This is a genomic window from Amycolatopsis sp. NPDC047767 (assembly GCF_040704195.1).
GTDB lineage: Bacteria > Actinomycetota > Actinomycetes > Mycobacteriales > Pseudonocardiaceae > Amycolatopsis.
The window spans coordinates 411,928-430,523 of sequence record NZ_JBEYSJ010000001.1 but is presented as its reverse complement, the minus strand read 5'-3'; the positions used below and the strand labels follow the sequence as shown (position 1 = coordinate 430,523).

12 protein-coding genes are annotated in these 18,596 nt (G+C 71.7%); 10 read left to right on the top strand and 2 right to left on the bottom strand.

What is annotated here, in order from left to right; translation table 11 throughout:
- Window positions 1–1,013 precede the first annotated feature (1,013 nt).
- The 7 genes from AB0878_RS02110 (at window position 1,014) to purH (ending at window position 10,179) form a co-directional block, all read left to right on the top strand.
- Window positions 1,014–2,939 carry a hypothetical protein gene (locus tag AB0878_RS02110; protein ID WP_366575646.1) on the top strand — a complete coding sequence of 642 codons (1,926 nt, stop codon included), beginning with the start codon at window positions 1,014–1,016 and terminating at the stop codon, window positions 2,937–2,939.
- A gap of 117 nt (window positions 2,940–3,056) precedes the next feature.
- Complete coding sequence (sucC, locus tag AB0878_RS02105) at window positions 3,057–4,226, top strand: ADP-forming succinate--CoA ligase subunit beta (protein WP_366575644.1); 1,170 nt, start codon at window positions 3,057–3,059, stop codon at window positions 4,224–4,226.
- A 1-nt stretch (window position 4,227) separates the two neighbouring features.
- Window positions 4,228–5,115, top strand: a complete 888-nt coding sequence (gene sucD / locus AB0878_RS02100; RefSeq protein WP_366575642.1) for a succinate--CoA ligase subunit alpha — start codon at window positions 4,228–4,230, stop codon at window positions 5,113–5,115.
- Between the two features lie 210 nt (window positions 5,116–5,325).
- A complete protein-coding gene (locus AB0878_RS02095; RefSeq protein WP_366575641.1) occupies window positions 5,326–6,030 on the top strand; it encodes a DUF5336 domain-containing protein in 705 nt (234 codons plus the stop codon).
- 269 nt (window positions 6,031–6,299) lie between these two features.
- Window positions 6,300–7,925 (top strand): DUF6350 family protein, encoded by a 1,626-nt coding sequence (locus AB0878_RS02090; protein ID WP_366575639.1) that lies wholly within the window; start codon window positions 6,300–6,302, stop codon window positions 7,923–7,925.
- Between the two features lie 77 nt (window positions 7,926–8,002).
- Complete coding sequence (gene purN, locus AB0878_RS02085; protein WP_364053676.1) at window positions 8,003–8,620, top strand: phosphoribosylglycinamide formyltransferase; 618 nt, start codon at window positions 8,003–8,005, stop codon at window positions 8,618–8,620.
- Entirely contained in the window at window positions 8,617–10,179 is a 1,563-nt protein-coding gene (gene purH / locus AB0878_RS02080; protein WP_366575638.1) for a bifunctional phosphoribosylaminoimidazolecarboxamide formyltransferase/IMP cyclohydrolase, read from the top strand. The genes purN and purH overlap by 4 nt, the downstream gene beginning before the upstream one ends.
- A 42-nt stretch (window positions 10,180–10,221) precedes the next feature.
- Here purH and AB0878_RS02075 read toward each other — a convergent pair whose 3' ends face one another.
- Window positions 10,222–10,728, bottom strand: a complete 507-nt coding sequence (locus AB0878_RS02075) for a GNAT family protein (protein ID WP_366575636.1) — start codon at window positions 10,726–10,728, stop codon at window positions 10,222–10,224.
- A 116-nt stretch (window positions 10,729–10,844) separates the two neighbouring features.
- The gene (locus AB0878_RS02070) at window positions 10,845–12,002 is read right to left on the bottom strand and encodes an epoxide hydrolase family protein (protein ID WP_366575634.1); all 1,158 of its coding nucleotides are present in this window, start codon (window positions 12,000–12,002) and stop codon (window positions 10,845–10,847) included.
- A gap of 255 nt (window positions 12,003–12,257) precedes the next feature.
- Between AB0878_RS02070 and AB0878_RS02065 the strand changes: the two genes are divergently transcribed.
- From AB0878_RS02065 to AB0878_RS02055, 3 genes are all read left to right on the top strand, one after another.
- Window positions 12,258–12,980, top strand: coding sequence for a hypothetical protein (locus tag AB0878_RS02065; protein ID WP_366575632.1), 723 nt, complete (start codon window positions 12,258–12,260; stop codon window positions 12,978–12,980).
- A 595-nt stretch (window positions 12,981–13,575) separates the two neighbouring features.
- Window positions 13,576–15,144, top strand: coding sequence for a DNA polymerase Y family protein (locus AB0878_RS02060; RefSeq protein WP_366575957.1), 1,569 nt, complete (start codon window positions 13,576–13,578; stop codon window positions 15,142–15,144).
- 59 nt (window positions 15,145–15,203) lie between these two features.
- Window positions 15,204–18,548, top strand: a complete 3,345-nt coding sequence (locus AB0878_RS02055; protein ID WP_366575630.1) for an error-prone DNA polymerase — start codon at window positions 15,204–15,206, stop codon at window positions 18,546–18,548.
- The last annotated feature ends 48 nt before the right edge of the window (window positions 18,549–18,596 follow it).

Here is an 18,596-nt window from a genome sequence, read left to right as displayed (position 1 = left end):
AAGCCAAGACAGGGCCTTCCATCGTCGGGGAGCCGGATCGTCGCGCGACTACGGGCGGGGGATCCCGTTGAGCCAATCTCGGGGGTGGTTGGCTCGGCGTTGCGCTTCGTGACCTGACTGTAATGGGGACCGGGGGACAGTAACGAAGGGGCACCGTTTTGAGCAAGGTGCCCCCGCCGTTTCGGCCGAACGGGCGGCCCGCATCACGCTGCTAGCTGTAGGGATTACCCAAAGTTAATCCGAAACTACTCCGATCAGTGTGATCTCCATTACAGGACTTTCGGGCATCCGCACCCCCGAGCGGCCCCCTCGCATCCCGCCGAACGGCCCCACCGTTGAAATAAACGTTTGCGCCCCTGTGTTGAAGGGAATTCACGCCCGCTTGTGTGGCGCCGGTCACTCGCCTCCCCGGGTGATCACCCGATCGCCCGATCAACCCACCGACGTGCACCGACGCCTCATCGCCACCGGTTGCAGTCCCTGCGACGGCGCGCCCTGTTGTCGCCGGCTGCCCTTCGCGCCTCGGGGTCACTCCCTCCCACTGCGGGGGCCGCGCGGTGTCCGACTTGCTAGCGTCGCGTCCGATGACTTCGTCCGAAGGACCCCACGACGGGGACTCCTCCCCGGCCCGTTCCGATTCCGACCCGGACAGCCCCAGGCCGCCCGCCGGCCCCCGACGGCCCAGCCTCGCCGAGCGCAAGGCGGCCGCCCGGGAGCGCGCCCGCGCCGAGACCCGCCGTGAGCGCCGGGGGAGCAGCCGCAAGTCCGCCGACGGGTCCGGCGCCCCCGCCGATGCCACCGGCGGCGTCTCGTCCCGCGCGAATGGCAACGTCCCCGCGAATGGCACGTCGACCGCACACCGCGGGGTCGGCAGCGGCAGGGGCGAGAGCCGCGGTGGGAGCGGCGGTCCCGACGCCGAGCGCGACTCCTTGAACACCTCGGCCGATCACGCCCATGGTGGGAGTCGCCGAGGAGAGAACAGTGCGCGCGGAGCAGCGGGCGCGAGCGGTGATGTGCGGAGCACTGGCGGCGCCGAGGCTGTAAGCGATGGCGTTCGGCGCATCGCGAATGGCAGTGGCCGTGACAAGGCGGAAGTCGAGAGGTCTGGCCAGAGCGCAGCGGGCAGCGGTGGCGTCACCGGCACCAAGCCCGCCGGAGCCGGAACCAGCTCCACGACCACCGAAGCGGACCGGGCCCCCAGCCCCCACTTCGACCTCGAATACACCGACCGCACCCCCTCCCCACAGCTCAAAACCGCCGTCACACTCCTCGGCATCGGTGCCCTCGCCCTGACGGCCGGCGCGATCCTCCCCGTCTCGCCCGACGCGAGCCCGGGTTACCTCGCCTGGCCCCTCCTGGCCCTCCTCGCCCTGGTCCCGGCCGGGATCGTCGCGGCGGCGGCGTACAGCGGCAGGCACGGCCTGGCCGCCGGCCTCACGATCGGCCTGGCCGCCCTGGCCCCCGGCCGCCTGCTGCTCGACCTGCAGTTCTTCGCCAACGGCTCCAAAACCGTCCGCCCGGAGCTGTACCTGCCCGACCGGCTGCTGGACCGCAGTGCGGTCGGCGCGGGGTTCTGGCTGCTCGTCGCGGGCCACGTCCTCACGATCGCCGCGGGGATCGCGGCGGCGCAGGTGGCGCGGCAGCTCAACGAGGTCGCGGGGGACGACGGCGGACGGCGGCGCTGGCGGCTGGTCGTGCCGCTGCTCACGATCGCGGCGGGCGTCGGGTTGTTGATGGCCCCCGTCATCTCGGACAACCCGTTCTTCCCGGCGCACTCGGCGTTCGAAGGCCCCGGCCTGGCGCTGACTGGCTACGTGGTCATGGCGGGCGCGCTGCTGCTCGCCGTCGTGCTCGGGTTCGGGGCGGCGTCCGACGGCGTCGCGCGCGGGACGCTCGGCGGCGCGGCCGCGGCGACGTTCGCCGTGGCGCTGCCGCCGCTGGTCGGCGGGCTGGCGGTGGGCGGGCTGCACCTCGCGTGGGGACCGGTCGTCGCCGTGGTGGCGATGGTCCTCGTCCTTGTTCTCGCGCCCCTCGCGACGCCCCAAATCGCGCAGGTCGAACGCACCGACCTCGCCGGCGAAGCCCGCGTCCCGAGCCTCACGTTGTGGCGCACCGCCACGGCCCTGCTCGCCTTGCTGACGGCAGTGGTCGGAGTCGTGGGCGCGCTCGCCCCACAGCTCGACACGGCCACCGCGACCCAGAGCCCCGCGCGCTGGCTCCTGCTCACGGCCGCGATCCTCGTCGCCCTGCCCGCGCCGTTCCTGTTCGCGTACAAATCGGCCCGCGGCATCCTCGCCGTCGTCTGGGCCGGCGTCGTCCTCGCCGGCACGGCCGTGCTCAGCACCGCCATCACCGCGTCACAGGCGACCGGGCTGACGGGACTGGACAGTCTCGGCGGCACCCTCAGCTACCACCTCGGCGCCGGCGCCGTCTTCACCGCGATCGCGCTCGGCCTCGCCGGTCTGACGGCGCTCGCGGCCGTCGTCACCGGCGTCGTCGAGCGCGACGACGAAGGCACCGAAGGCCCGCGCCCCCGGGTGCTGCTGCCGGTCGTCGCGGCGGCGATCCTGTCCGTCCTCGCCTTCGGCTCGCCGGTGTTCACCGCGCCCGGCTACTCGTCGCCCGGGCTTTGGTCCGATTTCGACACTCCGTCGTGGGGACTGCTCACCGCGCTGCTCGTCGTCCTCGGCGTGCTCGCCCTGAGCGTCCGCTCCCGGCCCGGCGCCGCCGCGGCCGCGCTCACCGGTGCGGTGCTCGTGCTGGCCGTCCACGTGGCACAGCTGCCGCTCGCCGGGATCGCCGGACGGTCGCCCGCGCTCGGGTTCTGGTTCGGCCTCGCCGCGATCGTCGTCACGGCAACAGCCGCCGCGACGGCCGCCGCCGGGGGCGAAAAAACGGCCCCGGTGGGCGGACTCACACCCCCTGACCGCGTACGGTGACCGACTTCACCAGGTGCGGAGTCCCCTGCTTCTGCGCTGGTCGCTAACCTCGACTGGTCCGACAGCGCGGTTCGGTAACGGACCACCACAGTGGCGTGTCGTCAGGAGACTGGAGTAGTGGACCTCTACGAGTACCAGGCGAGGGATCTCTTCGCCGCCCACGGAGTACCGGTTCTGCCGGGCTCGGTGGCAAACACCCCCGAAGAAGCCAAGGCCGCCGCGGAGCAGATCGGCACCCAGGTCGTCGTCAAGGCGCAGGTGAAGGTCGGCGGCCGCGGCAAGGCCGGCGGCGTCAAGCTGGCCCAGACGCCGGACGAGGCCAAGGAGAAGGCGGAAGCCATCCTGGGTCTCGACATCAAGGGCCACATCACGCGCCGCGTGCTCGTGGCGGAAGCGTCGGACATCGCGTCCGAGTACTACTTCTCCTTCCTGCTGGACCGCGCGAACCGCACGTTCCTGGCGATGGCGTCCTCCGAGGGCGGCATGGAGATCGAGCAGCTCGCGGTGGAGCGCCCCGACGCGCTCGCGAAGATCCCGGTCGACGCGATCGCCGGTGTCGACAAGGCGAAGGCGCTCGAGATCCTGAAGGCCGGCAACTTCCCGGCCGACATCATCGACGAGGCCGCCGACGTGGTCGTGAAGCTCTGGGAGACCTTCGTCTCCGAGGACGCCACCCTCGTCGAGGTCAACCCGCTGGTGCGCGACCCCCAGGACAAGATCATCGCCCTCGACGGCAAGGTCACCCTGGACGAGAACGCTTCCTTCCGCCAGGCCGCGCACGAGGACCTGGTCGACAAGGACGCCGAGAACCCCCTCGAGGCGAAGGCCAAGGCCAAGAACCTCAACTACGTCAAGCTCGACGGCCAGGTCGGCATCATCGGCAACGGCGCCGGGCTCGTCATGTCCACTTTGGACGTGGTGGCGTACGCGGGTGAGAAGCACGGCGGCGTGAAGCCGGCGAACTTCCTCGACATCGGCGGCGGCGCGTCGGCCGAGGTCATGGCGGCCGGTCTGGACGTCATCCTCAACGACACCGACGTGAAGAGCGTCTTCGTCAACGTCTTCGGCGGCATCACCGCGTGCGACGCGGTGGCCAACGGCATCGTCGAGGCCCTGAAGATCCTGGGCGACGAGGCCACCAAGCCGCTGGTCGTCCGCCTGGACGGCAACAACGTCGTCGAGGGTCGCCAGATCCTGGCCGACGCGAACCACCCGCTCGTCACCGTGGTGGACACAATGGACAACGCGGCCGACAAGGCTGCCGAGCTCGCCGCGGCAGGTGCGTGAGATGTCGATCTTCCTGAACGAGAACAGCAAGGTCATCGTGCAGGGGCTCACCGGCTCCGAGGGCATGAAGCACGCGACCAAGATGCTGAAGTCCGGCACGAACATCGTGGGTGGCGTCAACGCCCGCAAGGCCGGCCAGACCGTGACCATCGAGGGCAAGGACCTCAAGGTCTTCGGCACCGTCGAAGAGGCGATCAAGGAGACCGGCGCCGACGTGTCGGTCATCTTCGTGCCGCCGAAGTTCGCCAAGGACGCGGTGCTCGAGGCCGTCGACGCCGAGATCCCGCTCGCCGTGGTGATCACCGAGGGCATCCCGGTGCACGACTCGGCCTACTTCTGGGCCCACGCCGTCGCCAAGGGCAACAAGACCCGCATCATCGGCCCGAACTGCCCGGGCGTGATCAGCCCCGGCAAGTCCAACGCCGGCATCATCCCCGCCGACATCTCGGGCCCGGGCCACATCGGCCTCGTCTCGAAGTCCGGCACGCTGACCTACCAGATGATGTACGAGCTGCGTGACATCGGCTTCTCCACCGCCGTCGGCATCGGCGGTGACCCCATCATCGGCACCACCCACATCGACGCCCTGGCGGAGTTCGAGAAGGACCCCGACACCAAGGTCATCGTGATGATCGGTGAGATCGGTGGCGACGCCGAAGAGCGGGCCGCGGCCTTCATCAAGGAGAACGTGACCAAGCCGGTCGTCGGCTACGTCGCGGGCTTCACCGCCCCCGAGGGCAAGACCATGGGCCACGCGGGTGCCATCGTGTCCGGTTCCTCCGGCACGGCGGCCGCGAAGAAGGAGGCCCTCGAGGCTGCCGGCGTGAAGGTCGGCAAGACCCCGAGCGAGACCGCCGTCCTCGCGCGTGAGCTGTACAACAACCTCTGACCTGCACAAACGCGGTCAACGCGGGCCGGGCACCGGGATCGGTGCCCGGCCCGCGGCGTTTCCGGCCGCAACCGAACGGGCATCCCGTGCGTCCAACGGCCCGGACGGGGGACCCTCGGATGCGCTAGCGTTCGGCGACGCGGCCGTCACGTGTTTCGTCCGGGTGCCACCTTCCCCCGGAGTTGCCGGCGAACGACAGGAGAGCTTCCGATGACCTTCCCCAGCGGCGGGCCTGGCTACCCCCAGCAGGGCGGTGGCCAGCAGCAGCCCCAACAGGGACCGCCCCCGTCCGGCGGGTTCCCGCAACAGCAGCCGCAGCAGGGACCGCCGCCCTCGGCCGGGCCGGTGCTGCCGCAGAACCTCCCGCTCGTGCTCGCGCTCGTGGTGACCGTGCTGGGCATCGTCCAGTACTTCATCGGCTTCTCCGACGAAGCGGGTGACGTCGGTCAGGAAACGATCTTCCTGCTCACCGGTGGCCTCCTCGCGGCGATGCACGCCCTGCCGAAGGCGCCGCGCGTGCTGCCGTTCGCCGCGCTGTTCAGCGTGGTCGGCGCGCTCGGAGCGCTCGACACCGTGGTGGCCGAGCCGAGCACGCCGGGCATCGTCACGGTGGTGCTGATCCTCGGCATCGTGCAGATGCTCGTCGCGGTGGCCGCGCTGCTGATGGAATACGGCATCCTCAAGCCGCCGGCGCCGAAGGCCGCCGTGCCGCACTACCAGCAGCAGTACGGCCAGGCCGGCCCCTACCAGCCGCAGCAGCAGCCGGGCCAGTACCCGCAACAGCCGAGCGCGACGCCCCCGGGCCAGCAGGCGACCACGTACGCGCCTCAGCAGGGCCAGTTCTTCCAGCAGCCGCAGGGCGAGCAGGGCAAGCCCCCGGGCACCCCGCCGGGCGGCTTCGGCCAGCAGGGCTGACCCACCGGGCCCGGCCCGACTGCCCGACGCGCCCCAATGTGGCGTTCGGTGCGCTGGACGCAACCAACGCCGCATTCGGTGCGTTGAGCGCAACCAACGCCGCGTTGGGGTGCTTGTCACCTCGTGAAAACACCCGCTGTGACTCTCCGTGTCACAGCGGGTGTTTTTCGTGTTCGGGTGCCCCCGACCGGGTGGGTTAACTTCGCCAAGCCCGGGGCGGGCGGCGTGCCTCACCCGGACGGCCCAGGCCGGGTGTCAAGGTGCGAAGCATGCAGCAGCTCACCAGTTCTCCACGCCCGCCGGGCGGCGAGCCGGTGGGCGACACCGTCGAACTCGACGCCGAGGCCGCGCCCGCCACCCGGGTGCGGGTGTTGCTCACCGCCGCCTTCGGCCCGTTGATCACGGAGTACGCCGTGGTCGCGACGCTGGTCGCGCTCGTCGCGCTGACCGCCGAGCGCACCGCGTTCTCGGCCGGCGGCGTGCTGCTCTCGGCCGGCCCCGGCTGGCTCGCGGGGTTCCAGGTGCAGCTCGGCATCGGCGGCCACCCGCTGGGCGTGCTGCCGCTGCTGCCGACGGTCGGCGCCGTGCTGCTCGTGGCGCGCACCGCGTCCGGCGCGACGCTGCGGCTGGGCTGCACGACGCTGCGCCAGGCCGTCCCCCTGATCTCCGTGATCGGCGCCGCCCACGCGTTGTTCGGCCTGCTGATCGGGCTGCTCTCGCTCGGCGCGCCGGTGCGGGCGAACCCGTTGCTGGCGTTCGTGGTGCCCGGCGTGTTCGCCGTGCTGGCGGCCACAGGCGGTGCGGTGCGCCGCTGCGGCCTGCCCGCGACGGTGGCCGAACGGCTCGACCCGCTGGCCCTGCGCGGCCTGCGCGCGGGCGCGCTCGGACTGGCGGCGCTGCTGGCGGTGGGTGCGATCGTGTTCGCGGCGGCCACGGTGCTCTCGTGGTCCACTGTGGACGATCTGTTCGAGCCGTCGTTCGGCAACAGCTTCGGGCTGTTCCTGCTTTCGGTGGCCTACCTGCCCAACGCCGTGGTGGCGGCGCTGTCGTTCGTCAGCGGACCCGGTTTCACGGTCGGGTCGCTCGACGTCAGCCTCGTCGCCTACCGCGGTGGCTCCGTGCCCGCGGTGCCGCTGCTCGGCGGCATCCCCGAGCACACCGCCGCGTGGTGGCCCGTGCTGCTGGTGCTGCCGGCGGCCGTTGGCGCGCTGGTCGGCTGGTCGCTGCGCCACTCCGACGACGATCCGGCCGCCCGGATCCGCATGGTCGCCGTCGCGGGTGCCGTGGTCGCGTTCGGCTGCGTGGTGCTGGGGACGCTCGCGGGCGGGCGGCTCGCGGACGGGCCGTTCGACCCGGTGAGCGTGCCCGTCGGGGTGGCGTCGATCGTCGCGTTCTGCTGGATCGTGATCCCGGGCGGGTTCGTGGCGTTCTTCGCCGGTGCGCACGCGCCGGCCGCGCCGCCGGACACGCTGGAGGTCGAGGAAGGGCTCGTCGACGACGAACACCTGGCCGACGAAGCTGAAGACCTCGAAGAGTCCGAAGAGTCCGAAGAGGACACGGACGAACCGGGCGACGAAGACGTCGACGAGCTCGATCCCGACGAGGTCCTCGAGGACGTCGACCGGGAAGAACTCGACACCGACGAGTTCGAGGCCGAGTTCACCGAACCGGAGCTCGAAACCGCTCCCCAGCCCCGGCAGCCCGAGCCCGACTACGACGAGTACGACGCCGAAGCCGAGGCCGAACTGGGCCTCGAGCTGCCTGAAGACGTCCCGCTCGACCAGCCGGAACCCGGCCCGGACGAGGACTCGGACGGCGGCTCGGACGGGCCCGGAGCTGTGACCGAGTCCACCGACGGCTCCGGTGCGGACGAGGGCCGCGAGCGCGACCGTTAGGGTTGGGGTGACCTGGTGAAGCGCGGTGCGCCCGAGGTGCGCCGCCGCCGTGCAAGGAGCCCGTTCTGGCCAGCCGCTTGGACCTGCCGACCCCGGTGAAGATCGTCGTGCTCGCGTCCGGGTCGGGCACGCTGCTGCAGGCGGTGCTCGACGCCGTCGCGCGCCCCGCGTTCCCGGCTCAGGTCGTGGCCGTGGGGGCCGATCGCACGGGCATCGAGGCGCTGGCCCGCGCCGAGCGCGCGAGCGTGCCGTCGTTCACCGTCCGCGTGGCCGACCACCCCGACCGCGACGCGTGGGACAAGGCGCTCACCGAGGCCGTCGCCGCGTACTCGCCCGACTTGGTCGTGTCGGCGGGGTTCATGAAGATCCTCGGCGCGCAGTTCCTGTCCCGGTTCGCGAACCGGGTGATCAACACGCACCCGGCGCTGCTGCCGTCGTTCCCGGGGATGCACGCGGTCGCCGACGCGCTGGCGGCCGGGGTGAAGGTGACCGGGTCGACCGTGCACTTCGTCGACGCGGGCGTGGACACTGGCCCCGTCATCGCCCAGGAGGCGGTGGTCGTGGAGGCCGACGACACCGAAGACGTCCTGCACGAGCGGATCAAGGCCGTGGAACGCAGGCTGCTGGTTGAAACGATCGAGCGACTCGGCCGTGGTGGCTGCACCGTGGACGGACGAAAGGTGAGGTTTTCGTGAGCACTGCAGAGGGACGGCGCCCGGTCCGGCGCGCGCTGATCGGCGTCTCGGACAAGGCCGGCCTGCTCGAGCTCGCGACCGGTCTGCACGCCGCGGGCGTGGAGATCGTGTCGACCGGCGGTACCGCGAAGGTGATCGCGAACGCCGGGGTCCCCGTCACGCCGGTCGAGCAGGTGACCGGGTTCCCCGAGTCGCTCGACGGCCGTGTGAAGACGCTGCACCCGCGCGTGCACGCGGGGCTGCTGGCCGACCAGGACAACCCCGACCACGTCGAGCAGCTGCGGAAGCTCGAGATCGCGGCGTTCGACCTGCTCGTGGTGAACCTGTACCCGTTCACGCAGACGGTCGCCTCCGGCGCGAGCCCCGAGGACTGCGTGGAGAACATCGACATCGGCGGCCCGGCGATGGTGCGTGCGGCCGCGAAGAACCACGGCAGCGTCGCGGTGGTCGTGGACCCGGCGCGCTACGCGTGGGTGCTGGAGCAGGTCGCGGCGGGCGGCTTCGAGCTCGTCGACCGCAAGCGGCTGGCGGCGCAGGCGTACGCGCACACGGCGGCGTACGACTCGGCTGTGGCTTCGTGGTTCGCCAACGTGTACGCGCCGGCAGACGACTCCGGTTTCCCCGACTTCCTGGGCGCCACCTGGGACCGCGCCGACGTGCTGCGCTACGGCGAGAACCCGCACCAGAAGGCCGCGCTGTACCGCAGCGCGCAGCCGGGTCTCGCGCACGCGGAGCAGCTGCACGGCAAGGCCATGTCGTACAACAACTACGTCGACACCGACGCCGCTCGCCGCGCCGCGTTCGACTTCGCCGACCCCGCCGTCGCGATCATCAAGCACGCCAACCCGTGCGGTATCGCGGTGGGCGCGGACATCGCCGAGGCGCACCGCAAGGCCCACGCGTGCGACCCGGTTTCGGCCTACGGCGGCGTGATCGCCACCAACCGCCCGGTGACGGTCGACGCGGCGGAGCAGATCGCGGAGGTGTTCACCGAGGTCGTGCTGGCGCCCGACTTCGAGCCGGAGGCGCTGGAGATCTTGCAGCGCAAGAAGAACGTGCGGCTGCTGAAGCTGCCCGTGATCGAGAACCCGGCGCCCGTCGAGCTGCGGCCGATCTCCGGCGGCGTGCTCGTGCAGACCGTCGACGCGATCGACGCGCCCGGCGACGACCCGGCCAACTGGCAGCTCGCCACCGGCACGCCGGCCGACGCGGCGACCCTGGCCGACCTCGCCTTCGCGTGGCGCGCGCTGCGCGCGGTGAAGTCCAACGCGATCCTGCTGGCCCACGACGGCGCGACCGTCGGCGTCGGCATGGGCCAGGTCAACCGCGTCGACTCGTCGCGGCTGGCCGTCGCGCGCGCGGGCGACCGGGCGAAGGGCTCCGTCGGCGCGTCCGACGCGTTCTTCCCGTTCCCGGACGGGCTCGAGGTCCTGCTGGAGGCCGGCGTGCGCGCCGTCGTGCAGCCCGGCGGTTCCATCCGCGACGCCGAGGTGATCGCGGCAGCCGAGAACGCGGGCGTGACGCTGTACCTGACGGGGACGCGCCACTTCGCGCACTGAGATTTGTTTTGGGGCCGGCTCTCTCTTTGGGGGCCGGCCCTTTTATTCGCGAAGGCGCGCGTACACGACTTCGTCGCGGTAGGCGCCGTCTCGCCAGGTCACCTGACACATCAGGCCCTCTCGGTGGAAACCCGCCTTCTCCAGCACGCGCTGCTCGGCGACGTTCTCGCTGTCGGTGAACGCCTCCAGTCGATGGGCGCGCGTGAAGCGGAACAGGTGCTCGACCAGCAGCCGGTGCGCCTTCGTACCGAGGCCGACCCCGCGGTGGTCGGGCAGCAACGTCACCCCGACCTCGAAACAGCCCCCCGCCGGCCCACCCCGATCGGCGGCCTCCCAGCTGGCCATCCCCGCCACCACGCCATCCACGGTCACCGCGACGGCCGTCGACTCATCACCGATGAACCCGTCCTCGGCAAACCGCCGCCGGCGCGCCTGCGCACTGCCGAACCCGGCCCACTGGAACGCACCCAGCACCTCGGGCTCCACGGCGAACCGATCGAGCACCGGCAGATCTTCCTCGGCGAACGGCCGCAGGGCGAGGTGTTTCATGCTGCTTCTCCACCAGCTTCACTCGGACTTGGCGCGGGCCGGTGGCCCCATTCCCGGCAGTGTATCGCGGACACCGAGGGTGTTGTGGTTGTCGCGCCTCGGTTCTGTGAGTCTACTTAGGACAGTCGTGGGCGCAATGGGCGGAAGAACTCGCGGATCTCGGTGACGAGCTCGTCCGGTCGCTCCAGTGCGGCGAAGTGACCACCCTCGTCGAACCGGGTGAATCGGGTCAAGTTGTACGCGCGCCGCACCCACTGCTCGGGCGGGGTGAAGTTGTCCTTGGCGAAGGAGGCGAAGCCGGTGGGCGTGGCGACGTAACCGGGCGTGTTGCGACCCAGCATGCCTTCGGTGTGCATGGTTTCGTAGTAGAGGCGCGCGGAAGTGGCGATGGTGCCGGTCAGCCAGTAGAGGGTGATGTCGGTGAGGAGTTCGTCCTTGCTGAACACGGATTCGACGTCGCCGCCGCAGTCACTCCACGCGCGGAACTTCTCGACGATCCACGCGGCCAGCCCGGCGGGGGAGTCCGACAGCCCCGCGGCGAGGGTGGCCGGCTTGGTGCCCTGGAGCTGGGCGTATGCGCCTTCGGCGGTGAAGAAGTGTTCGGCCTGGGCGAGGAAGGCGTCCTCGGCGGGGGTGAGCGGCGTGCCGTCGAGCGCCGGCGTGGCGCCCATCAGGTTGAGGTGGATGCCGATCAGGTGGTCGCCGTGGTCGCGCCCGAGGCGGCTGGTGATCTGCGCGCCGAAGTCGCCGCCCTGCGCGGCGTAGCGCGAATAGCCGAGGACGTCGGTCATGAGCCGGTCGAACAGGTTCGCGATGGCCGTCGGGTTCATCCCGGGCGTGCCGGGGTGCGGGGAGAACCCGAAGCCGGGCAGGCTCGGGGCGACGACGTCGAACGCGTCGGCCGGGTCGCCGCCGTGCGCCGCGGGGTCGGTGAGCGGGCCGATGATCTTGGTGACCTCGAAGAACGAGCCCGGCCAGCCGTGCGAGAACAGCAAGGGGAACGGCTGGGGCCCGGTTCCCTTGGCGTGGACGAAGTGCAGCGTGGTGCCGCCGACGTCGGCGACGAACTGGGGGAGCGCGTTGAGCCGGCTTTCGGCCGCGGGCCAGTCGAATTCGGTACGCCAGTAGTCGACGAGCTCGGCCAGGTAACCCGGCGGTGTGCCGTGGGTCCAGTCGCGCCCGGACAACGCGGGTGCGAAGCGGGTTCGGGCCAGGCGATCTTTCAGGTCGGTGAGCTGTTCTTCGGTGGTTTCGCTGCGGAACGGGCGTAGCACTCGGGGTTCTCCTCCGTTGTGATCTCCCCTCGAGAATGCGGCCGTGGTGGGGATGGGGCTGGCAGGAATTCGACATCAGACCCGGCTTGACACGGCTGCCGGATCCCGGTGTACTTGAGACATCGAACAGGTGTTCGATGCAGGGTGTCGAGGGCCGCCTTCCCCGCGGTGCGTCGGTGCTCGTCCTGTGGGGCCCTGGCCTGGGCCTGCGGTGAGGGTGGGCGCCGGCGTGTGCGTGGAGGGGAGGGGTGTGCGGTGACGGCAGTGGTGGAGCCGGTGGCTCGGCTCGCTGCGCTGCCCGGCGTGAGCACGGCGAGCCGGGTGGCGGAGCAGGCCGAGCACGCCAGGACGACGGGAAGGGTGCTCCCGGTGTCCCCGGCGTTGGCCGGCCTGCTGCCCGACGCGGGGCTCCGGCGCGGGAGCACCGTGGCGGTCCACCGCTCCCCGTCGCTGCTCCTCGCCCTGCTCGCCGAGGCCACCGCCGCCGGGTCGTGGGCGGCGGTGGTCGGCGTGCCCTCCCTGGGCATCGCCGCGGCGGCGGAACACGGCGTCGCGGTGTCGCGCCTCGCCCTCGTGCCCCGCCCGGGCGCCGAGTACCCGGCCGTGGTCGCCGCCCTGCTCGACGGCGTCGACCTCGTGGTCACCGAGCCCCGCTCCGTCACCCCCGCGGTCGCCCGGCGCCTCTCCGCCCGCGCCCGCCACCGCGGCACCGTCCTGCTCACCCTCGGCCCCTGGCCCGCGGCCGACGTGGAACTCCACTGCGCCCCAGGCGAGTGGACGGGGCTCCTCGGCTCCGGGGCGGGGTTCCTGCGCTCCCGGCCCGCCGAGGTACACGCACGCGGGCGGGGTTCCGCCGCCCGGCCCCGGTCGGTTTCGGTCGCTCTACCCGGCCCCGACGGCCGTGCGCTCCCGATGGAGCCCCTCGCGACGCCGGTGGGGCTCCCGCTGCAGCGCCTCGACGAGGAGGCGGTGGGATGAGACAGCGACTTGGCCGCGGTGCCGGTTTCGCTCCGGGCTTGGGGTGGGATGGTCGCGCGAGGGTTGGCGGCGGTCGTGGCGGCAGTCCGGGGAGTGCCGCTTGTGCTTCGCTACGTGGATCGCTGGGGCAGCGGCTTGGTCATGGTGTCGTTTTTGCTCCGGGTTTCGCGTGGGATGGTCGTGCGAGGGTTGGCGGCGGTCGTGGCGGCGGTCTGGGGAGTGCCGCTTGTGCTTCGCTACGTGGATCGCTGGGGCAGCGGCTTGGTCGCAGCGCCGGTTCCGTTCCGGGCTTCGCGCGAGGTGGTCGCGCGAGAGCCGGCAACGGCCGTGGCGTCGAGCCGGAGATGACCGCCCGCGAGAGTTTCGCCGTTGTGCCACGTGGGTCGGCCCCTCGGCGACGGCGTGCGCCGGGCGACGGCCGTGGCGCCGCGGCGACCGCGGGAGTCGGGGCGCGGGGATTCGAGGCGTGGTCCGCCGCAGCAGGTCAGGCGCAGAGTCGGGGAACTCGCGTGACATCCGTCCACATCGGACAAATCGAGGTGGCCGGATGACCATCACCCGGGAACCACCCAGAACCGCCAACCTCCCCATCCGGATGCTCGTCCTGTGGTGCCCCGACTGGCCTGCCGTCGCGGCGGTGGCCGCGGTGGGTGCGCCGCTCACCAGGCCGGCGGCGGTGTTTCTCGCCAACCGGGTCGTGGCGTGTACGGCGGTGGCGCGCAGGAACGGCGTGCGGAGGGGGATGCGGCGGCGGGAGGCGGAGTCGAAGTGTCCCGAGCTGGGTGTGTTCGGCGTGGACGACGGGCGGGACGCGCGGCTGTTCGAGAACGTCGCGCGTGCCGTGGAGGAGCTGGTCGTCGGGCTGGAGGTGGTGCGGCCGGGGCTGATCGCGGTGCCCGTGGCGGGCGCGGCGGGCTACTTCGGCGGCGAGCACCCGCTCGCGGAGAAGCTGCTGGACCAGGTGGCCGCGGTGGCGGGCGTCGAATGCCAGGTCGGGGTGGCGGAAGGGCTGTTCGGAGCCACGATCGCGGCCCGGCACGGTGAGTTCGTGCCGCCCGGGGAAACCGCGCGGTTCCTCGCGCCCCTGCGTGTCGCCGAGCTGGACCAGCCCGACGTCGAGCGCAAGGAGCTCGTCGACCTGCTCACGCGCCTGGGTCTCAAGACGCTCGGGGCGTTCGCGGAGCTGACCGAACGCGACGTGATGTCCCGCTTCGCCCTCGACGGCGTGCTCGCCCACCGGCTGGCGCGCGGGCTGTCGGAGCGCCCGCCGCTGCGCCGCAAACCGCCGGCCGACCTCACGCTCACCGAGGAGTTCGACCCGGTGCTGGAGCGCATCGACGTCGCGGCGTTCCTCGCCAAGAACCTCGGCGCGCGGTTCCACGCGGCCCTCGCCGACCGCGGCCTGGCGTGCACGCGCCTCGGCATCTACGCCACCACCGAGGACGGCGAGCAGCTCGGCCGGGTCTGGCGCTGCGCGGAACCCCTGACGCCCCAAGGGGTCGCCGACCGCGTGCGCTGGCAGTTCGAGGGCTGGCTGAAGGGCAACCGGCCCACCTCGGGCGTCGCGCGGCTGCGGCTGGAGCCGGAGGAAACGGTCGAGGGCAAGTCCTTGCAGCTCGGCCTCTGGCACGGCGGCAACCGCAGCGAGGACGACGAGCTCACCACCGAACGCGCCGCCCGCGCCTTCGTGCGCGTGCAGGGCCTGCTCGGCCCCGAAGGCGTCGTCACCCCGATCCTCGACGGCGGTCGCGACCCCGCCGGCCGCGTCCGCCTCATCCCGTGGGGCGACCCGCGCGAGCCCGTCTCGCCGCCGGACGCCACATGGCCGGGCCGCCTGCCCGCGCCGTCACCCGCGACGGTGCTCGAACAACCCGTGCCGGTGCAGGTCGTCGACGAGCAGGGTGTGCCCGTCGGCATCACCAGCCGCAAGCAGCTCACGGCGCCGCCGTGCCGGCTGAGCGTGGCGGGCGGGCCGCCGCGGACGGTCCTCGACTGGGCCGGGCCGTGGCCTGTCGCGGCCAGCCGACGCGCGGCCACGCCGCAACAGGCCCGCCTGCAGCTGCTCCTGGCCGCCACCGGCCGCGACGACGCCGACGAAGCCGTGCTCGTCCTGTGCTCCGGCACCGAAAATCCTGTGTGGACAGTGGAAGGAATCTACGACTGATGGAAGAGAACACCAGCCTGCTCATCCCGAGCCCCCGCAAGTCGCCCGAAAACGACTAGATGGGCTGGAACAACCCGCCCGTCCCCTGGCAGGACCTCGCCCGCGCGCTGAGCGGTGACGGCGAAGTGCCGCCCGGCGACCACGGCGACAGCCCGGCGTGGGGCCGCAAACGCGACGTCTACCGCCGCCCCGCCGACGTGCTGCCGCCGCGCAGCGAGGTCGAGTCGGGGCCGCGCGTGCCGTACGCCGAGCTGCACTGCCACTCCAACTTCAGCTTCCTCGACGGCGCCAGCCACCCCGAGGAGCTCGTGGAGGAAGCCGCGCGGCTCGGCCTCGACGCCATCGCGCTCACCGACCACGACGGCATGTACGGCGTCGTCCGCTTCGCCGAAGCCGCGAAGGAGCTGGGCGTCGCCACGGTCTTCGGCACCGAGCTGAGCTTCGGCCTCTCCGCGCCGCAGAACGGCGTCGCCGACCCCGAAGGCGAGCACCTGCTCCTGCTCGCGCGCGGCGACGACGGCTATCGAAGCCTGTGCCGCGCCATCACCGCGGGCCAGCTGCGCGGCTACGACAGCACCGACACCTCAGACCAAGAGCACGCCGAAAAAGGTCGCCCCATCTACGACCTGCGGGCCGTCGCCGAGGAAGTCACCGGTCAGTGCGCCGTCCTCACCGGTTGTCGCAAAGGCTCCGTCCGGCAGGCGCTGCTGAACGAAGGACCGGCCGCCGCGGCCACTCAGCTGCGAAAACTCGTGGAGCTCTTCGGCCGCGACAACGTCTACGTCGAGCTCTTCGACCACGGCCAGCCCCTCGACAGCACCCACAACGACCTCCTCGCCGAGCTGGCGAACGACTTCGGCCTGCCCACCGTCGCCACCACCGCCGCGCACTACGCCCGCCCCGAACGCGGCCGGCTCGCCGACGCCGTCGCCGCGATCCGCGCGCGCCGCAGCATCGACGACCTCGAAGGCTGGCTACCCAGCGACGGCGCCGCCTTCCTGCGCTCCGGCACCGAAATGGCCGAGCGCTTCCGGCGATACCCCGGCGCCGTCCAACGCTCGGCGCTGCTGGGCGTCGAATGCTCGTTCAAGCTGGAGCTCCTCGCGCCCGAGCTGCCACCGTTCGACGTGCCCGAGGGCCACACCGAGACGACGTACCTGCGTGAGCTCACGATGAAGGGTGCCGAAGAGCGTTACCTCGGCAAGGAGGACGAAGCCGCCGGGTACGCCCAGATCGAGCACGAGCTGAAGATCATCGAAGACCTCGGCTTCCCCGGTTACTTCCTGATCGTCTGGGACATCGTGCGCTTCTGCCACGACAACACCATCCTCTGCCAGGGTCGCGGTTCGGCCGCCAACTCCGCCGTCTGCTACGCACTGGGCATCACCAAGGTCGACCCGGTGAAGTACAAGCTGCTCTTCGAACGCTTCCTCGCCCCCGACCGCGACGGTTACCCCGACATCGACCTCGACATCGAGTCCGACCGCCGTGAAGAGGCCATCCAGTACGTCTTCGCCAAACACGGCCGCCTCAACACCGCGCAGGTCGCCAACGTGATCACCTACCGCGCCCGCTCGGCGATCCGCGACGCCGCCCGCGCGCTCGGCTACTCACCCGGCCAGCAGGACGCGTGGAGCAAGCAGATCGACCGCTGGGGAGCGTTGCGCAGCACCGAAAAGGACCACGACCACGACATCCCCGACGACGTCGTGCAGCTCGCGTTCGCGCTCGAAGACTTTCCGCGCCACCTCGGGATCCACTCCGGCGGCATGGTGATCTGCCAGGAGCCGGTGAGCCAGGTCGTGCCCGTGGAGTGGGCGCGGATGGAGAACCGCAGCGTGGTGCAGTGGGAGAAGGAAGACTGCGCGGCGGCCGGGCTGGTGAAGTTCGACCTGCTGGGCCTGGGCATGTTGTCGGCGCTGCACTACATGCTCGACCTCGTCCAGGACTACAAGGCCGAGAAGATCGACCTGGCCGACCTGGATCTCAAGGACGCCAACATCTACAAAATGCTGTGCCGCGCCGACGCGATCGGCGTGTTCCAGGTGGAGAGCCGCGCGCAGCTGGCCACGCTGCCGCGGCTGCGGCCGGAGGAGTTCTACGACCTGGCCGTGGAGGTCGCGCTCATCCGACCCGGGCCGATCCAGGGCGGCTCGGTGCACCCGTACATCCGGCGCAAGCAGGGGCGCGAGGAGTGGGATTACGACCACCCGCTGCTCGCGAACGCGTTGCACAAGACCAAGGGCGTGCCGCTGTTCCAGGAACAGCTGATGCAGATCGCGCTCGACGTCGCGAACTTCACCGCCGCGGAGGCCGACCAGCTGCGCCACGCGATGGGGTCGAAGCGGTCCGAGCGGAAGATGGAGCTGCTGCGCCGGCGGTTCCTCGACGGCGCCACCGCCAACGGCCTGGAACCGGAGCTCGCGGAGAAGATCTTCCTGAAGCTCAAGGCGTTCGCGAACTTCGGCTTCCCGGAGAGCCACGCGCTGAGCTTCGCGTACCTGGTGTTCGCGAGCGCGTACTTCAAGTACTACCACCCGGACGCGTTCTGCGCGGGGCTGCTGCGCGCGCAGCCGATGGGGTTCTACTCGCCGCAGTCGCTGGTGGCCGACGCGCGGCGCCACGGCGTCACGGTGCTCGGCCCCGACATCAACCGCAGCCTGCCGCACGCGACGCTGGAACCGTTGCCGGACAAGGGAAAGCTGCGCGCGGTGCGCGGCGGTCTCGGCACCGTGCGGCTGATCGGCGACGAGCTGGCGGAGAAGATCGTGGCCGAACGGTCTCGCGGGGAGTTCGCGAGCATGTCCGACCTCGCCCGCCGCGTGCGGCTCACCGCGCCGCAGCTGGAGGCCCTCGCCACGGCCGGCGCGTTCAGCTGCTTCGGCGGCGACCGCCGACAGGCGCTGTGGTCCGCCGGCGCCGTCGCGCAGGACCGCCCGGAGAAGCTGCCGGGCACGGCTCCCGGCGTCGACGCGCCGACGCTGCCCGGCATGGACGAGCTCGACCTCGCCGCCGCCGACGTGTGGGCCACGGGCCTCTCGCCGGACAGCTACCCGACGGAGTTCGTGCGCGACCACCTCGACACCCTCGGCGTCGTCCCGGCGTCGCGCCTGCTCGACCAGCCCGACGGTGCCCGCGTCCTCGTCGGCGGTGCCGTCACGCACCGCCAGCGCCCCGCCACCGCCGGCGGCGTCACGTTCATCAACCTCGAGGACGAGACGGGCATGGTCAACATCGTCTGCACCCTCGGCCTCTGGCAACGCTTCCACCGCGTCGCGCGCACCAGCACCGCCCTGCTGGTCCGCGGCGTCGTCGAGAAGGCGGACGGCGTGGCGAGCGTGCGGGCCCAGAAGCTGGAGCCCCTGCCCCTGCGGATCACGGCGAAGTCGCGCGACTTCCGGTGACCAGGGCGCTGAGCCAGGCCCGCGGAAGCCGTGTGACATCCTGTCGAG